We start from the raw sequence: 17,758 nt of genomic DNA, 5'->3' as shown, positions 1-17,758 counted from the left end.
CGGGGGCAGATACCATCAGCAACCGTGCCCGACGCCTCCGCTGTATTGAGCAAACCGCCAACGCCGCCGATTCCCACCGCGACGCCGCGCGACTTCCGCATCGCGAAGATGATCGCGATCGTCGCCGGTGTGCTCGGTGCGCTGTTCGCGCTGGCGACGCCGTTCCTTCCGGTCACCCAGACCACCGCGGTGGTGAACTGGCCGCAGAACGGCACCCTCGGCAATGTCGACGCACCGCTCATGTCGCAGGTGCCGATCGATTTGAGCGCCACCATCCCCTGTTCGGCGATCGGGCAATTGGATCCGCGCGGCGGCATTCTGCTGGCAACCGCGCCGCCGCAGGGCAAGGGCGCGGACCTGGAGGGACTGTTCGTCCGAGTCTCCGGCGACACCGTCGACGTGCTCGATCGCAATGCGGTCGTGGTGTCGGCGCAGCGCTCGGAGATGACCGAATGCTCCGCCATCGTCATCGAATCCGACGCCAAGCGCACCTACGCGAAGTTCGAGGGCCTCAACCGGACCATCGAGAAGCCGACCGCCGACGGCGGCCGCGAACTCGTCACCGTGCCGGTGGAGAACTCGCTGCTCGGGGATCTGCGGCCGCAGGTGGTCGGCGTCTTCACCGATCTGAAAGGTGATGTGCCGCAGGGCCTCTCGTTCCACATGAATGTGGATTCGCGGTTCTCGTCGTCGCCGACGCTCATCAAACTGGTCGCCATCATCGCGGCCGTGCTGTTGACCCTGCTGGCCATGGGCGCGCTGGCGGTGCTCGACACCAGCGACGGGCGCGGGCACCGGCGCATCTTCCCCCGGCACTGGTTGCAGCCGACCTGGGCGGACGGCGGCATCATCGGCACGCTGACGCTCTGGCATTTCGTGGGCGCCAACACCTCCGACGACGGCTACATCCTGACCATGGTGCGCGTCGCGCCGCACGCGGGATACATGGCCAACTACTTCCGCTGGTTCGGCGTTCCGGAAGCGCCGTTCGGCTGGTACTACTACGTCATCCAGGCGTTCGCGGAGATCTCCACCGCGAGCCCGTGGGTGCGAATTCCCGCGCTGCTGTGCGGCATCCTCTGCTGGCTGGTCATCAGCCGCGAGGTGGTGCCCCGGCTCGGGCGCGGCGTCGCCACCTCCAAGGTGGCGCTGTGGACCGGCGGCCTGGTGTTCCTGGCCTTCTGGCTGCCCTACGACAACGGCCTGCGCTCCGAGCCCATCGTCGCGCTGGGCGCACTGCTGACCTGGGTCTCCATCGAACGAGCCATCGCCACTTCACGATTGCTGCCCGCCGCGGTCGCGGTCCTGGTCGCGGCCTTCACCTTGGCCGCGGCCCCAACGGGTTTGATGTGTGTGGCCGCACTGCTCGCCGGTATCCGGCCGCTGGTGCGGATCGTGGTGCGCAGGCGCAAACAATTCGGTGATCTCGCACTGCTCGCACCCATCGCCGCGGCCGGATTCCTGGTGCTGGTGGTCGTCTTCGGTGATCAGACCTTCGCCGGAATCATGGAGGCCAACCGGGTGCGGCAGGCCACCGGACCGAATCTGGCCTGGTACGAGGACTATCTGCGCTACTACTACCTGTTCGTCGAAACCGTCGACGGATCACTGGCACGCCGCTTCGCATTCCTGGTGATGATCCTGTGCCTGGTCACCACCCTGCTGGTGCTGCTGCGCCGGCGGCAAGTGCCGGGCATCGCCTCCGGACCGACCTGGCGACTGCTGGGCGTGGTGTTCGGAACCATCTTCTTCATGATGTTCAACCCGACCAAGTGGACCCACCACTTCGGTTCGTACGCGGGCATCGCGGGCGCGCTGGCGGCGGTGACCGCGGTCGCGGTGTCCGCCACCGCATTGCGCTCGCGCAAGAACCGCTCGGTCTTCCTGGCCGGGCTCATGTTCACGCTCGCGCTGGCGTTCTCGGGCATCAACGGCTACTGGTACGTCTCCAGCTACGGCGTGCCGTGGTTCGACAAGCGCGTCTCACTGCACGGCTTCCAGTCCAACACGCTGATGCTGGTGTTCTTCGGCCTCGCGCTCGCGGTGGTGGCCTGGCAGTCGCTGCGCGAGGGCTACGCCAAACCGATGGCGAACGGAAAGACCGCGCGCGGCAGGCGAGTTCGCAAATTCGCGGCCATTCCGCTGACGGTCGTCGCGGCGCTCATGGTGGCGTTCGAGGTGCTGTCACTGGTCAAGGGCGCGGCCACGCAGTACCCGGCGTACTCGCTGGCCCGCTCCAACTTCGACGCGCTGTCCGGTAAGAGCTGCGGGCTCGCCAATGACGTGCTGGTCGAACCGAATGTCAACGGCGGCAACCTGACTCCGGTCATCGATCCGGCGCATCCGCCGCTGAACGGCGATCCGCTCGCCGGTGCGGATCCGAAGGGCTTCTCCCCCAACGGAGTTCCCGAGAAGCTCGACGCCGACAGCGTCGAGGTGAAGCCGGGCACCGGCAACACCTCCAACCAGACCGTCGGCCCGGCCTTCGAGAAGGGCCAGAACGCGGGCACCGGCGGCGGTAAGGGTGCGGAGGGCGTGAACGGATCCACCGTGGCACTGCCGTTCGGCCTGGACCCGGCCACCACCCCGATCATGGGCAGCTGGCAGGACGGCGTGCAGCAGCCCGCCAGCCTGATCTCCAGCTGGTACCAACTGCCCGCCCGCTCGGCCGATTCACCGCTCATCGTGATCTCGGCGGCCGGGCGCATCATGTCCTTCGACGACACCGGCAATATGACCTACGGGCAGCAGCTGCTGGTCGAGTTCGGCCATCAGAACGCGGACGGGTCGGTCAGCCAGCTGCCCGGCAACTACCGGCCGCAGGACATCGGCCCGGCCCCGTCCTGGCGCAATCTGCGGGTGCCGGTGGACGCACTGCCGGACGGCACCGACGTGATTCGCATCAACGCCAACGATCCGATCCTCATCGGTGATCAGTGGCTGGCGTTCACCCCGCCGCGCATGCCGAAGTTGCAGACGCTCAACAGCTACCTGGGCACCGAACAGCCGATCCTGGAGGACTGGGCCGTCGGCCTGCAATTCCCGTGCCAGCGGCCGTTCGACCACCGCTACGGCGTGGCCGAGGTGCCCAACTTCCGCATCCTGCCGGACCGGCCGCTCGCCATCAGCTCCACCAATACCTGGCAGGCGGAGGAATTCGGCGGGCCGCTCGGCTGGGCGGAAATGCTCGGCTCCTCCGAGACCGTGCCCACCTATCTGAAGGACAACTGGGCGCGCGACTGGGGTTCGCTGGAGAAGTACACGCCGTACTACCGGGCGAATCCGGCCGAGATCCAGACCGGGACGCAAACCCGCTCCGGACTCTGGTCACCGGGCAAACTCCGGGCCTGACCTCCCCTCGAACGACAACCGGCCGTCCGCGAAACGCGGGCGGCCGGTTCCGTTTCCGGGGTCGCCTCACCACCAGTGGGCACCCGTTGTGAGACCGGCGCGACCCACCCGGGAGGATAGAGCCCATGGTGAACATGCAACTCGGCGATGTGGCGGCCTGGTACGACGTGCACGGCGACGGTGAAGCCGTGGTCCTGCTGCACGGCGCCTTCGTCGATTCGCGCATGTTCGCGCCCGCCATGCCCTCGCTCGTCGGCCGCTTCCGGGTGTACACGAACGATCGCCGCGGCCACGGGCACACCCCCGATGTGCCCGGCCCGATCTCCTATGACGTCATGGCCGAGGACACCATCGCGTTCCTCGAACAGGTCGTCCGCGAACCCGCGCATCTCATCGGGCACAGCGACGGCGCGAACGTGGCCCTGCTGGTGGCATTGCGCCGCCCCGACCTGGTCCGCAAGCTCGTGCTGATCAGCGGAAACTTCCACTACGACGGCATTCTGCCCGGTGTGCTGGACGGTTTCGAAGACGAAGAGACCATGCGCTACCTGGGCTCGAACTACGGCGCGGTCTCACCCGACGGCGAAGAGCACTTCCCGATCGTGGCCCGCAAACTGGCCGAAATGTGGGAGACGCAGCCCGATCTCACCCCCGAGGATCTGAAGGCCGTCTCCACCCGCACGCTGGTCATGTCCGGTGACGACGACTCCGTCTCCCTGGAACACACCATCGCCCTCTACCGGGCGATTCCCGATTCCGAACTCGCGATCATTCCCGGCACCTCGCACCTGCTGGTCATGGAGAAGCCGAACGAGGTCTACCCCTTGATCGCCGACTTCCTGACCAACGATCCGGTCCCGACGCGACAGCCCATCCGCCGCGCCGCTCCCGCCTGATCGCAGTGCTTATGCTCTCTCAGTGCCCGTCCGAGTTCATTCGGTGCCTGTCCGAGTCAACTCAGTGCTCGGTGTGCGCGACCCACTCGTAGACGGGGAGGCTGCCCTCCGGGGTGTCCTCCCACCGCGGCGTCACCTTGAACCGCTCGTACCCGCCCCCGTGCGCAACCCTCAACTCGATACCCGGCGGCGTAATGGGCACGATCCGCTGTTCCAGCCCGTCAGGTCCGCCTTCGAGCAATGCCTTCGGTGAGCTACTCATAGCTGAAGGCTCTCACATCCACCCCACCCGACCGACCGATTCAGCACAATCGGCGAGCCGCGCCTACAGGGGCAGCAGGTGGTGTTTACGGGGGTTGCGCGGCAGCGTCTTATCCCGCAGGACCTGGAGGGCACGGCGGATTTCCAGCCGGGTCGAAGCCGGGTCGATGACGCCGTCGATATAGCCGCGCTCGGCCGCCACCCAGGGGGTCGCGATGGTGGCGTTGTAGAAGTCGATCATCTGCTGCCGCATGGCGGCGCGCTGCTCCTCCGGGGCCGCGTCCAAAGACTTTGCGCCGATGAGGGTTACGGCCGACTCCGCGCCCATGACCGCGATCCGCGCGGTGGGCCAGGCCAGATTCACATCCGCGCCCAGCTGTTTGGAACCCATGACCGCGTAACCGCCGCCGTAGGACTTGCGGATCACCACCGTCACCTTGGGGACCGTGGCCTCCACGAAGGAGAAGATGAAACGGCCACCGCGCTTGATGACGCCGATCTTCTCCTGCTCCACACCGGGTAGGAAGCCCGGGGTGTCGACCACGAACACCAGCGGAAGTTCGAACGCGTCGCAGAGCCGGACGAAATGCGCGGCCTTATCGGAGGCGCGGGCGTCCAGGGCGCCGGCGTAGACCAGCGGCTGATTGGCGACCACACCCACCGAACGACCGTCCACGCGCGCGAAACCGCAGATCACGTTGCGCCCCGCGGATTCTCCGAACTCGTGGAAATCGCCGTCGTCGAAAATGCGCAGCAGGATGTCGTGCATGTCGTAGCCCGCGTTATCGGCATCGGGGACGATGCCGCGCAGTTCCAGATCCGATTCGGTGAGCTCCGGTTCCATACCCGGATTCACGATCGGGGCGAGCTCCTGACAGCTGGACGGCAGGAAACCGAGATAGTCCCGCACCCATTGGAACGCTGCCGCTTCATCTTTCGCGACATGGTGGATATTGCCGTACTCGGCCTGATTGCGCGCGCCACCGAGCTCCTCGAGGCTCACATCCTCGCCCGTGACCTCGCGAATCACCTTGGGACCGGTGACGAACATGTACGCCGCCTCGGTCGCCACCACCACATCGGTATTGATCGGCGCGTACACCGCACCACCCGCACAACTGCCCAGGATCATCGAAATCTGCGGCACCAGACCGGAAAGCGGCTCCTGGCGGCGACCCAGCTCGGCATACCAGGCCAGCGAGGTGACCGCCTCCTGCACGCGCGCGCCACCGGAATCATTGATGCCCACCACCGGACAGCCGACCTTGGCCGCGAACTCCATGATCCCGGCGACCTTGCGGCCGAACATCTCTCCGACCGAACCGCCGTACACGGTCTGATCATGGGAGAAGACCGCCACCGGACGGCCCTCCACCAAACCGTGCCCGGTGACCACACCATCGCTGAACAGGGCGTTCTTATCGCCCGGATTCCGCACCAGCGCACCGATTTCCACGAAGGTGCCCGGATCCAACAGCATGTTGATCCGATCGCGGGCGGAAGGGATACCCTTCCTGGCCCGCTTCGCCAGCCCCGCCGCACCCGCCGGTTCTCTCGCAACGGCCAACTTGTGTCGCAGGTCGGCGAGCTTCTCAGCGGTCGTGGTCACGGGGCTCCCTTCGGTAGAAACCTACTTTCGCAGAACCTTTTTCACGGTGGGGCTATTTCGGGGTCGTGTCGATTGCCCCAAGTTTCTTGGTCAGATCGGCACCGATGACCCCGATACGCGGTTCATCGATGATCTGGAGGTGATCACCCGGGATGTGGATGACCTCGAGATCCGGAATGTGCTCTTCCCAACCACCATTCGGGCGACGATCCGCGAATCGCGGTTCCAGCTCGATCATTCCGTCGTGGTACCGATCGGCCAGGTAGAGCGTCGTGGGACCGTCGTAGCTGGAGAGCGTGACATTCTGAAGTTCGCGGCTCTCAATCCACGAGGTGCGCTGATGCTCGACCACGCCGCCGGGGATCTGGACCCCCGCGAACTTGATCAACTGCAACACGATATCGATCTGCTCATCGTCGGAGGCAGCGGCAAGTTCCTCGAGCTGCTCCTCGTCCAATTCACCGTTGAAGCCATAGGTCTTCTGCGCGAATGCCTGGAAGCGCCGCATCCGCTCAACCCGCTCCTGCGGATCGTTGCTTTCCGCTTCGACCGGGATGGCCAGATCGATCAGACCGACCAAACGCACATCGGCACCCTCGGCACGCATGATCTGCGCGACCGTCAGCGAGAATACCGCACCCAGCGACCATCCGTAGAAGACGTACGGCCCCTCGGGCTGCCGCTTGCGGATCTCCGGAATGTACTGGCGCGCACGCTCTTCGATGGAACCGTCGACCCGCTCGAAACCGTACATGGGCGTGCCCGCCGGAAGACGCTTGAGCAGCGGCTCGTAGACGAGGGTGTTACCGCCCGACGGATGGAACACGAAGACCGGCGTCGCGGTCGAACCGGCTTCCCGCGCACGCAGGGTGCGCACGAAGCCCTCGACGTCATCACCGTTCTCCTGGTACTTGGCGACCACATCGGAGATCTGCTCGATGGTTCCGCAGGCGCGAATCTCCGCCGGATCGATCTCCGCCTTGGCGCGCTCGGACAGACGTGCGACCAGCTTGTCGAAGGTCGCGTCGTCCAGTGCCGGAAGCGGATTGAAGATGCCACCCGCCGACTTACCCGTCACCAGCGCCCAGGTGGCGAAGGCCAAGCGCTCCGGCGCATTACGCGGCGGAACATTGTCCTTATCGGTTCCCGCGAACTCCGGCGCGGCCTCGATATCGGCCGGGGTCAGCGAAATACCCTCGGCGGCTTCGGCTTCCACGACGATCTCGGTGGCCGCAGCGACCACGTCGGTGGTCTCACGGTCCAGGCGATCGGCGAGCGACGGCACCGCGTTGGCGGTGGCGTCGGGCAGCGCGGCCAGCGGATCGGTGCCCGCGGCCATGGCGGCCCGTGCCGCACTCACGAAATCGGCGTCGACCGCGATGTCCTCGCCCGCGGCCTGCCGCTTGGCGATGGCGTCCAGCTGATCACGATGCTCGATGGCGTAGCGCAGCACCTTGCCGACCTCGAGCAGGCTGGCATCGCGGACCGCCTGCAACTGCAGCTGCGGGATGTCGAATTCGTATTCGACGCGGTTCTTGATGCGCATGGCCATCAGCGAGTCCAGACCCAGCTCCATGAGCGGGATCTCCATCGGCAGATCCTCCACGGCGTAACCCATGGATTCGGCGACGATGATCGCCAGGCGCTGCTCGATGGTCTGCGAACCGTTCGGGTTCCAGCGCTCACCGGCCTCCTCGACCACCTCGACGGCGGCGGCCAGCGCGGTCTCGGCGCTCGCCGCGGCCGTAACCGGCTGTGTCACAACCGATTCCGGCAGCGGCGCACCCGAGGTGACCACGGCGTCGAACAGTGCACGGAAGGCGTTGCCCTCCTTGGCGTGCACCGACACCGACGCGCCGCCGGGATGCGGGGTGAGCGTGGTGGTCAGGGTGCCGGTGGCCGGAATCGCGCCGTGCGCCACGGACGCGCCCACGGCGACATCCGAAAGCACCTGTGCCGCAGCGGCCTTCACCAGCGCGGTGAGGTCCTCGGCGGCGGTGGCCTGCACCTCCCACACGTGGCGGCCGTCCGGCAGCGCGACGTGCGCGCCCGGAATCCGGCTGCTGCCGGAATCACCGGACAGGTTGACCTTGGGCCAGTACTGCTTGCGCACGAACGCGGTGCGCGGCACATCGGCGTAGTCGCCGGCGGACAGCAGCGACGGCAGATCCACCGGGTGGCCCTGCACGTACAGCTGCGCCAAAGCCGATACGACGGCGGCGGATTCGTCTTCCTTGCGCTTGAGCGTCGGAATCAGCGCGGCATTGTGCACGCCCGCCGCGAAGGTGGTGCCCAGCACCTGCATGAGCGCCACCGAATTCGGCGCGAGCTCCAGGTAGGTGGTGATGCCGGTGTCCACGGCCTGCCGGATGGCATTGGTGAAGTACACCGAGCCGCGCATATTGGTGACCCAGTAGTCCACATCGTGCACGGGGGCGTGACCGGCGCGGTAGACGCCGTCCTTGTGCACGGTCGAGTACAGGTCGTGCTTCAGCGCGGCCGGCTCCAAACCGGCCAGCTCAGCGGCCAATTCACCGAGCAGCATGTCCATCTGCGAGGTGTGGCCCGCGCCGCGGGTCTGCAGGACGCGCGCGAACTTGCCCTCGGCCTCGGCGCGCGCCACGATCGCGTGCACCTGATCCGGCGGGCCGCCGATCACGGTGTTGGTGGGCGCGGCGTACACCGCGACCTCCAGATCCGGATAGTCGACCAGGACTTCCTCGATGGCCTCGGCCGAATACTCGACCAGCGCCATATTGCGCACCTGATCATCGGTGAGCATGGCCTCACCCTCGGCCATCAGCCGCGAGCGGGCGCAGATGACGCGGACCGCGTCCTCCAGGTTCAGGCCGCCGGAGATGTACGAGCCCGCGACCTCACCCTGTGAATGTCCGACAACGCCTTCCGGCTGTGCGCCGTGCGCGCGCAGCACGGCCGCCAGGCCGAGCTGAATGGTGAAGGTGCCGACCTGACCGGTGCCGATATCCCAGTCCTGCTCATCGTCGAGGATCATCTCGACGACCGAGTAACCGGCCTCGTCCTGCACGTATTCGTCGACCTGGTCGACGGTCTTACGGAAGATCGCGTTCTCGGTGTAGAGCTGCTTGCCCATCTTGCGGTGCTGTGCGCCGAAACCGGCCATCACCCACAGCGGGCCCTTGGCGGCCGGGGCGTCGGCGGTGAAGACGCCGGTGCCCGGCTTGCCCTCCGCGATGGCGCGCAGCCCGGCGATCGCCTCATCGCGGGTCGTGGCGATGACCACGCCGCGCGAACGGCCGTGATTGCGCTTGGCCAGCGAACGGGCCACATCCTCGAGCGGAGTCGCCTGTCCCACTTCGGATTCCAGCCAATCGGCCAGATCCGCGGCGGCACGCTTGCGGCGCGAGGGCAGGTACGCCGACACCGGCAGGATCACCGGCAGCGGCTCCTCGCGGGTCCACTCCTGTTCCGGCGCAGCGGTTTCGGTGCCGTCGGAGACGATGCGCTCGGCCTCGGCCAGCACATCGGTGGTCTCGTCATCGAGATCGCCGTCGACGGTATCGGCGGCGGGAGCGGAAGCGGCCGCGGTGGGCACGTATTCCTGAATGACCACGTGCGCGTTGGTGCCGCCGAAACCGAAACCGGACAGACCGACGGTGGCGGTACCGCTGTAGCGCGGGAATTCGGTCGGCTGCTCGACGACCTTCAGATGCGCGCTGTCCCACGGGATGTAGGGATTCGGGCCGCTGTAGTTGATGCTCGGCGGAATCACATTGTGCTGCAACGCCATGATGATCTTGGCGAGACCGGCCGCACTCGCGCCCGACTCCAGGTGACCGAAGTTGGTCTTGACCGAACCGAGCAGCGCGGGCTTATCGGCTTCGCGGCCGCGGCCGACCACCCGGCCCAGCGCGTCCGCCTCGATCGGATCGCCGAGCAGCGTGCCGGTGCCGTGCGCCTCGATGTAATCGACGCTGGACGGGGTGATTCCGGCATCCCGGTAGGCGCTGCGCAGCACCTCGGCCTGAGCATCCGGATTCGGCGCCAGCATGCCGTTGGAGCGGCCGTCATTGTTGACCGCGGAACCCTTGATCACCGCGTAGATCTTGTCGCCGTCGCGTTCGGCGTCGGCCAGGCGCTTGAGCACCACCAGCGCGCCGCCCTCGCCGCGGACCATACCGTCGGCATCGGCGGAGAACGCCTTGATATGACCGTCTTTCGCCACACCGCCATTGGCGTCGAAGCCGAGCGAGGCCATGGGCGCGACGAGTGCGTTCACACCGCCCGCGACGGCCAGTTCGGTCTCACCGTTGCGCAGCGAACGCACCGCGTCGTGCACCGCCACCAGCGAGGACGAGCACGCGGTGTCGATGGCGACCGACGGGCCGCGGAAGTCGAAGAAGTACGAGGTGCGATTCGCGATGATGGACGAAACGCTGCCCATGATGCCGTAGGCCTCCGCCGACAGCGGGGTCTTCTCGTCACCGGTGATGCTGCCGACGCCCAGCGCCGCGATCAGCATGAACTCATTGCCGGACGAGCCGATGTACACGCCGACCGGCTTGCCCTTGAGGGTGTTCGCCGGAATCCTGGCGTGCTCCAACGCTTCCCAGGTGAGCTCCATGGTCAACCGCTGCTGCGGGTCCATGCGCTCGACCTCGACCGGCGAGGTGGCGAAGAATTCGGCGTCGAAGCCCTTGATGACCTCTTGATCGAGGTAGCCGCCCTTGGTCATCGCGTTCGCGACGGCCTCGGCGGCGCGCGGATCGCTGGTGAACTCGGACCAGCGGCCCTCGGGTAGATCGCGGATGCCGTCACCGCGATTGATCAGGAATTCCCAGGTGGATTCGGGCGTCTCGCCCGCACCCGGCAGACGCGTGGACAACCCGACGATCGCGATATCGTGCGCCTCGCCCGGGGTGTAGCCCGCGGTGTAGAACGAGTCGTCAGCCGATTCGGCCGGAAGATCGGGTTCCCCGTTGATGATTCGCTCCGACAGCGAAGCGATCGTCGGGTGCTGGAACACGATGGTCGGATTGAGGATGACCCCCGTCAGATCCTCGATGTCACCGCCGAGCGCGAGCCCATCGCGTGAGGCCAGGCCGAATTCCTCCAGCGGCCGGTCCGTGGTGATCTTCTCGATCGGCTGCCCGGTCGCGTCGGCGACCCAGCGGCGCAGCCACTCCTGCAGCTCGCCCACGGACATGTTCGCACCGGTGGGAGCCGGTTTCGCGGCGCCTTCGGACACCGTCGGAGCATTGTCGGTCGTCTGGGTGGGGGACGTGCCCTCGTTCTCAGCCATCAATTCCTCAAGTTACCTGTCTGCGTACCGTGCGCGGCGGTATTGAGATTTCACCGTTCCCGTCGGGGACGGTGGTGTGCTCCAAGCATGAATGGCGCGGACCTGTCCGGCCCGCGCCACTCCACGTTAGATGCTCGGCCTCACTCCTCGTCAGGAGCATCGGGGAAGGCCTGCTGCGTGTAACCACCACGCAGCGTGCCTTCGATGTACGCGGCCTTGCATGCGGCACGCGCGATCTTGCCACTGGAGGTGCGGGGAATCGAGCCCGCGGGTACCAGCAGAATGTCGCGCGCGGTCACTCCGTGACGAGCGGAGAGCGCACCGCGGACCGCGTCCGCGATCGGACCCGGATCGGCCTTACCGGCGCCCGGACCACGCTCGGCCACGATGACCAGCTGTTCGGAACCGTTGTCCGCGTCGAAGGTCAGACCCGAATGACTGTCCGCGGCAAAGACTTCGGCGGGCAGCTGATTGGCCGGGACCGAGAACGCGGCGATGAAACCGGCACGCAGCGCGCTGGACGCCTCCCCCGCGGAGTACTCCAGATCCTGCGGGTAGTGGTTGCGGCCGTCCACGATGACCAGGTCCTTGACGCGGCCGGTGATGTACAGCTCGCCGTCCACGTAGACGCCGTAGTCGCCGGTGCGCAGCCAATTGCCGTCGGCCGGAACACCTTCGGCGTGCGAACCCTCGGCGACCCGGTTGACGATCCGATTGCGGAAGGTCTTCTGGGTCTCCTCGGCGCGACCCCAGTAGCCGATGCCGACATTGTTGCCGTGCAACCAGATCTCACCGACCCGGCCCTCGGGCAGTTCGGTCGCGCCCTCGGGGGAATCGAGCGATTCCGGATCGACGATCGCACCCCACTGCGAGAGTGCGACATAACCGCAGGACACCTGGGCGATGGAGTTCGGCGTACCGTGCTCCACCTTCACGATGCGACCGGCATTGAGCTCGGTGCGATCGACGTAGATGACCTTGGCCTCGTCCTCGTGCCGGGTGGCCGATACGAACAGGGTCGCCTCGGCCATGCCGTAGCAGGGCTTGATGGCGGTCTTGGGCAGGCCGAACGGGGCGAACGCCTCGTTGAACTTCTTCATGGATCCGGTGGTCACCGGCTCGGAGCCGTTGATCAGGCCGATCACATTCGAAAGATCAAGTGATTCACCGTTCTTCGGCACGGCACGCGCGGCGGCGTGCTCGAACGCGAAGTTCGGTGCGGCGGCGAAGGTTCCGGCGCCGTCGGAGACCGCGGCCAGTTCCTGGATCCAGCGCGAGGGCCGCCGCACGAACGCGGACGGCGACATGATGGTGATGTACTTACCGCCCACGGCGGGCAGGATCACCGTCAGCAGACCCATGTCGTGGTACAGCGGCAGCCAGGTGACGCCGCGTGAATTCCAGTTCAGGTCCAGCGCGTTCACCATCTGCAGCACGTTGGTGCCGACCCCGCGGTGGGTGATCTCGACACCCGCCGGGACGCGTGTCGAACCCGAGGTGTACTGCAGATACGCGATATCGTCGACCGCGATATCGGGCCGGATCCACGACTCTCCGACACTGTCGGGAATCGCGTCGACCGCGATGATGCGGGGCCGCTGCGCGGCGGGCAGACCACGGAAGAACTGGCGGACCCCGGCGGCGGAGGAGCTGGCCGTGAGGATCGCCGAGGGCGTGCAGTCACCGAGCACCGCGTGCAGGCGGTCGGTGTGGCCCGGCTCGTCCGGATCGAACAGCGGTACCGAGATGGTGCCCGCGTAGATGGCAGCGAAGAAGGAGATGACGTAATCGAGGCCCTGGGGGGCCAGGATCGCGACACGATCACCACGCTTGGTCACCTGTTGCAGACGTGCAGCCACCGCGCGCAGCCGAACGCCGAACTGACTCCAGGTCAGATCCTGATACACACCGTCGCGCTCGCGTGAGTAGTCGATGTACCGGTAAGCCAGATCATCGGCGTCGTTCCCGTGGGTGTGCTTCTCGACGTAGTCGACGAGGGTGCGCCCCTCGGGAATCGTGATGTTCCCCGTTTCGTCGAGGTAATCGTCGAAAGTCTCGTCCATTCCTTCTTCTCCTCCGAGGCACACGCGACATGGGCGGCGACGATGCCGCTGTTGCCTGTGAGGCCCCGACTTTTCGCCCGCGGGAAGCTCTTGAAGAGCCGACCTGCAGAATTCCGTTGCGGTCTGCGCGGTGACCGTCTATTGGCTAGATGTACTCAAACCAGGGTCATGTTACAGAGGAGCCACCCTGCCATGCTCCGGAGCGGCTAAACATATCCCAGCTCACTCGACTCGCACATACGGGATCACCGGCGCGAATGCGATGGTTTGGGTGCGCAACCCCCCGCCCCGAGGGGTGGGATGTGAATTGCCGCACCCGGGTCGCCCGGGCGAGGGACGGCGCGGGTGTGCCGAACCCCACTGCTGTCATCAACACCTGCTCCTGGCTGTCCGGACCGAACCGCTTACCGGACTCGCCGGTAACACGACTCGGAGCACTTTACAGCGTGACCCTGAAACTGGGGGGTCGGTCGGAACTTCAGGAGTGGGCGGGATGCGGCGCGTTCTCAATCAGGCCATCTGCCCAGCTCACGGTCCACTGGGTGGCCGTGGTGCCGTTCTCGTCGACGACGAATCCGTTGTACAGGCTGTGCACCGGATTGCCCGCGGCCTTCACCAGGGTGCCGACGCTGCTGAGGATGTTCATCGGGTTGAGCGCCTGTTTGGGCGAATCACAGATCAAGTCGCCGGGGGCGCAGATCGTGAAGGTGCGATCGGCCACTGCGCCGAAGCCGTCCCGGGGACCGGTCATGGTGATGCCGGGAACATTGAGACCGCGCAGTGCGACCTCGGCGCCGACACCGGCGGGTGTCTGCCCGATCACGGTGGCCTGGCCCGGCCCCACATCGCGGCGTCCATCGGCGATGACCATCACGCCGAGCACCCGCTTCGCGGGGACAGGCCCCTTGTCAGCACCGATCTGCGCGGCAATGTCACCGGCGATCACAGCGCCTTGTGAAAAGCCAACGATCACATAACTGGTGAGCGGACAGGCTTTGTAGGTCGCGGCCAGCTGGTCGGTTGCGTGTTTCGCGCCCTCGGAGCGGCTGTTGTTGTAAGACTGCTGACCATCCGGCGGCAGCGCGATCGGATTGGAGAACTGCGCCACGTACGGCACGGTGTAGACCGCGAGCCGCGCCCCGGGGAACTTGTCCCGGACCGGATTCGAGATATTGAGCATGAGCGACGCCGGATTCGAGACCGGGTTGTACGGATCGTCCGTGCTGCTGGACTCCCAGGTACCCGGAACGGACAGCATGAACACGTCCGGGCAGTCGGCCGACTGCGAGGTCGGTTCCTTCGTGCCGGGCGGTTTCGGACCCGGCACCCGGAGTCGGCCTGCCAGCAAGTACCACAGCAGCAGCACCACGATGATGACGATCACGATCGCGGCGATGAGCAGTAGGCATCCTGCCGGTTTGGACCGGTTTCCGGAGCGGCGTCGGATACTCACTTGTTGCAGTAACTCTTCGAGGCGACTTCGTAGTAGATCTTGCCCGCCTGATCCACGGACATCTTCGACTCGTCGAAAGACGGGTCGGATCCGGCGATGGCGGTCACGTAGGTCATGATCTGATCCTGCGTGGCGCCCTCGGCGGTGCCCTGGCAGACCAGGCTGCCCGCGGTGAGCGCGATATCCGGTGCGCCCGGGGTGATTCCGCGCTTCTTGAGTTCCTCGAGGAAGGTCTTATCGCGGTCGGTGAGCGCGGGGGCGCCACTGGGAGTGGTGAGCTGGCTCGGCACCGGCTGCGGGCGCTCAGGCTGCGGCGCCGTCTCCGAGGACTGCGGCGCGGGCTGATCGGTGGGGCTGTTGGCGCCGGTAGTGGTGGCGGCCACCGCGGAGGTCTTGGTCGGAGCCAGCGTGGGCGTACTCGTCGCGGTCGAATCATTGTTGCCACAGGCGGCAAGCAGTCCGGCTGCGGCGAAAGTGATCACCACGCCGAAAACCTTTCCACGGGTCCGATGCATTTGATGGATTCCTTGATCTGTCTGCGGGCACAAGGTCGCCACCAGGCTAGCGGCAACCTTCGCGCACGTCCCCGCTCACTTCGCGAACCTCATGCACTTCTCAGTGTCTGATAGTGCCTCCCGCAGTACCCGAATACACATACGAAAAACACCTACCGGTCAGTTGGGACGCACTTCGGGACCGAGGGCCGGGATGGGCAGGGGGAACATTTCCGCCGGTAGCGCCGGTTCGACGGCCGGGGCCGCCGGTTGCGCCGGGGCTACCGGTTGTACGGGTGCGGCGGCGGGAGCCGGTGTGGGAGTGGCGGGGGCCGGGGGCGGGCCGCCGACGGGGCCGCCGATCGGCTTGCCGTCCAGGCCGAATGCCTGGGCGCGGCCGTCCTGCACCATTACCGTGCCGCCCTGGAAGGGTTGCTGCACAGTGCCATTGGGGTTGGTGCCCTCATCGCCGATCGGGAAGCCGAGGCCGCCGTTCTCGAAACCTTGTGCGGCCCAAGCCTCCATGATCGGTCCCTTGCGCACGCCCCAGGCGCCGGAGAGCGGGCTCCAGTAGATATTGCCGCCCTCGAAGGCCACGAAGCGGCCGAGGTCGCGCAGGCCCTGCTCCTCATTGATCGGGAAGCCGAAAGGACTGTTCTCGAAACCGATTTGGGCGTAGCGCCCCAGGATCAGGCCCTGCACCATATGCGCTCCGGTCTTGGGACTGAAGTAGATCGGGCCGTTCTCGAAGCCCTGCACCACGCCGTCCTTGTTGGGGGTGGCGATCTCCGGACCGTTCGGATATCCGGCCGGTCCGCGCTCGAAACCCTGTTTGCCCCAGGCGTCCAGGATCGCGCCGCGCACCATTTGCGCGCCGGTCTGCGGGGTCCAGTAGATGGAACCGCCCTGGAACGATTGGAACCGGCCGCGACCGTCGGGCAGTGGCGCGTCACCGCCGGTCGGGAAGCCGAGGCCGCTGGCCGCGCCGTTGAGCCCGGAGTAGCTGCCCGCGATCGCGCCGCCGACCGGCTGTGCGCCGGTCGCGGGCGAGTAGAGCATCACGCCATTGCGGAAGTCCTGTGCCACACCGCCATTGCCGGCGGGGTACTCGGGGGTGAGGCAGTCGCCGAGCCAATTGTTCAGGGCCAGCGCCCCGCCGATGGCGCCGCCGGGCTTGCAATCGCTGAGGCTGCTGTCGACGCCGAGCGCGGCCGCGGTCTGCGGCCAGGACTGGCGCATCTCGAAATCCCAGTACGGCCAGGTGTGCGTGCCGGACGGGCGGTAGCTCACCTGCACCGGGATATTCAGCTTGTTCAGTTTCGCGACGAAGTTCTGAGTGCTCAAGCGGGACAGCACTTCCAGGCCCATGCCCGCGTAATTGGTGGTCAGCCCGGGCAGTTCACCGGGTGGATCGGTGGCGCCCGCGGTGCCGCTGCCGCTGGAGACGTACAGTCCGATGCCCTTGAGCTTGTCGGCCAGTTCGTACGGGTCGTGCGCCTTCCACTCCGGGCTGGACGGCGGCCCGAACATGGCGCCGGAATCGAATCCGCCCGCGTCCTTCATGGCGAAATTGACCATCTGCGGCATGCCGAGCGTGGTGAGGGTGAGGAAGCCGGAGTACGACGCGGCGTGCCGGACCCAGCCGGGATTGCGGGCCGCGAGCATCATGGCGGCCGAGCCACCCATCGAAAGTCCGGATACCGCGCGCACATTGGTGGCGTGCCACTGGCTCTCCAGCAGCGGCGGGAGTTCCTTGGTCAGGAAGGTCTCCCACTTGTAGTTGCGGCCCTGATCGGGTTGCAGCCAGTCGGTATAGAAGCTGGACTGGCCGCCGACGGGCAGCACCACGGTGACGTTCTTGTCGGCGAAGAATCCGGCGGCCCCGGCGTCCTTGGTCCAGCCGTTCTCGTCATCGGTGGCGCGCAGGCCGTCGAGCATGTACATGACCGGGAATTTGGCGTCGGGTTTGGCGCGCCAGTCGCGGGCCAGTAGCAATTGCACCTCGACGGGTGCTCCGGTGGCGGGTGAATTGACCCAGAGGGCCACCCGGCGATCTCCCAGCCACACCGCTTTCTGCACGGTGGCGGGCACGCTCGGGGCGGCGTCGGGTTCGGCGGCGGCGATGCCCGCGCCGGTTATCCCGCCCGCACCCCCGAAAATAGCTGCGGCCAGCGGAAACACGGCTGCGGCGGCGCATGCCGCCCAGCGTCGGCGCGCCCGCTTCGTCCCACTGACAACTCCAACCACACAAGTGTTGTACCCCCGATCAGGTCCGCCGCCCGGTAGGACGCGCGGTAATCGAGGGCACTACAGCAAACGACCGGTTTCTTTTTGGACTCGTCCGGTACGA

At 66.5% G+C, this 17,758-nt stretch carries 9 protein-coding genes; 2 read left to right on the top strand and 7 right to left on the bottom strand.

The window, feature by feature from the left end:
* Positions 1–24 precede the first annotated feature (24 nt).
* Together ACFC4D_RS37060 and ACFC4D_RS37055 are read left to right on the top strand one after the other, a co-directional pair.
* Positions 25–3,351 (top strand): arabinosyltransferase domain-containing protein, encoded by a 3,327-nt coding sequence (locus tag ACFC4D_RS37060; protein WP_375961845.1) that lies wholly within the window; start codon positions 25–27, stop codon positions 3,349–3,351.
* 125 nt (positions 3,352–3,476) lie between these two features.
* Positions 3,477–4,247 carry an alpha/beta hydrolase gene (locus ACFC4D_RS37055; RefSeq protein ID WP_364637136.1) on the top strand — a complete coding sequence of 257 codons (771 nt, stop codon included), beginning with the start codon at positions 3,477–3,479 and terminating at the stop codon, positions 4,245–4,247.
* A gap of 61 nt (positions 4,248–4,308) precedes the next feature.
* Here the strand turns inward: ACFC4D_RS37055 and ACFC4D_RS37050 are convergent, their stop codons facing one another.
* From ACFC4D_RS37050 to ACFC4D_RS37020, 7 genes are all read right to left on the bottom strand, one after another.
* Complete coding sequence (locus ACFC4D_RS37050; RefSeq protein WP_330184029.1) at positions 4,309–4,509, bottom strand: DUF5988 family protein; 201 nt, start codon at positions 4,507–4,509, stop codon at positions 4,309–4,311.
* A 63-nt stretch (positions 4,510–4,572) separates the two neighbouring features.
* The gene (locus ACFC4D_RS37045; RefSeq protein ID WP_375961842.1) at positions 4,573–6,117 is read right to left on the bottom strand and encodes an acyl-CoA carboxylase subunit beta; all 1,545 of its coding nucleotides are present in this window, start codon (positions 6,115–6,117) and stop codon (positions 4,573–4,575) included.
* 52 nt (positions 6,118–6,169) lie between these two features.
* Positions 6,170–11,398 carry a polyketide synthase Pks13 gene (gene pks13 / locus ACFC4D_RS37040; RefSeq protein WP_376070489.1) on the bottom strand — a complete coding sequence of 1,743 codons (5,229 nt, stop codon included), beginning with the start codon at positions 11,396–11,398 and terminating at the stop codon, positions 6,170–6,172.
* Between the two features lie 140 nt (positions 11,399–11,538).
* Complete coding sequence (gene fadD32 / locus ACFC4D_RS37035) at positions 11,539–13,461, bottom strand: long-chain-fatty-acid--AMP ligase FadD32 (RefSeq protein WP_375961837.1); 1,923 nt, start codon at positions 13,459–13,461, stop codon at positions 11,539–11,541.
* Between the two features lie 478 nt (positions 13,462–13,939).
* Positions 13,940–14,914, bottom strand: coding sequence for a cutinase family protein (locus ACFC4D_RS37030; RefSeq protein ID WP_376070487.1), 975 nt, complete (start codon positions 14,912–14,914; stop codon positions 13,940–13,942).
* Positions 14,911–15,429 carry a DUF732 domain-containing protein gene (locus ACFC4D_RS37025; RefSeq protein ID WP_376070484.1) on the bottom strand — a complete coding sequence of 173 codons (519 nt, stop codon included), beginning with the start codon at positions 15,427–15,429 and terminating at the stop codon, positions 14,911–14,913. Before ACFC4D_RS37025 ends, ACFC4D_RS37030 begins: the two co-directional genes overlap by 4 nt.
* Before the next feature lie 159 nt (positions 15,430–15,588).
* Positions 15,589–17,655, bottom strand: coding sequence for an alpha/beta hydrolase-fold protein (locus ACFC4D_RS37020; RefSeq protein WP_376070481.1), 2,067 nt, complete (start codon positions 17,653–17,655; stop codon positions 15,589–15,591).
* Between the last annotated feature and the right edge of the window lie 103 nt (positions 17,656–17,758).

It is taken from the genome of Nocardia sp. NPDC056000 (assembly GCF_042269265.1).
In the GTDB taxonomy this organism is placed as follows: Bacteria; Actinomycetota; Actinomycetes; order Mycobacteriales; family Mycobacteriaceae; genus Nocardia.
This window is presented reverse-complemented; position numbering and strand designations above follow the sequence as displayed.

Bases quoted from the DNA above. Each gene is read 5' to 3' on its own strand.
- ACFC4D_RS37055 (WP_364637136.1), top strand. From the start codon at position 3,477: ATGGTGAACATGCAACTCGGCGATGTGGCGGCCTGGTACGACGTGCAC.
- ACFC4D_RS37025 (WP_376070484.1), bottom strand. From the start codon at position 15,429: ATGCATCGGACCCGTGGAAAGGTTTTCGGCGTGGTGATCACTTTCGCC.
- fadD32 (WP_375961837.1), bottom strand. From the start codon at position 13,461: ATGGACGAGACTTTCGACGATTACCTCGACGAAACGGGGAACATCACG.
- pks13 (WP_376070489.1), bottom strand. From the start codon at position 11,398: ATGGCTGAGAACGAGGGCACGTCCCCCACCCAGACGACCGACAATGCT.
- ACFC4D_RS37050 (WP_330184029.1), bottom strand. From the start codon at position 4,509: ATGAGTAGCTCACCGAAGGCATTGCTCGAAGGCGGACCTGACGGGCTG.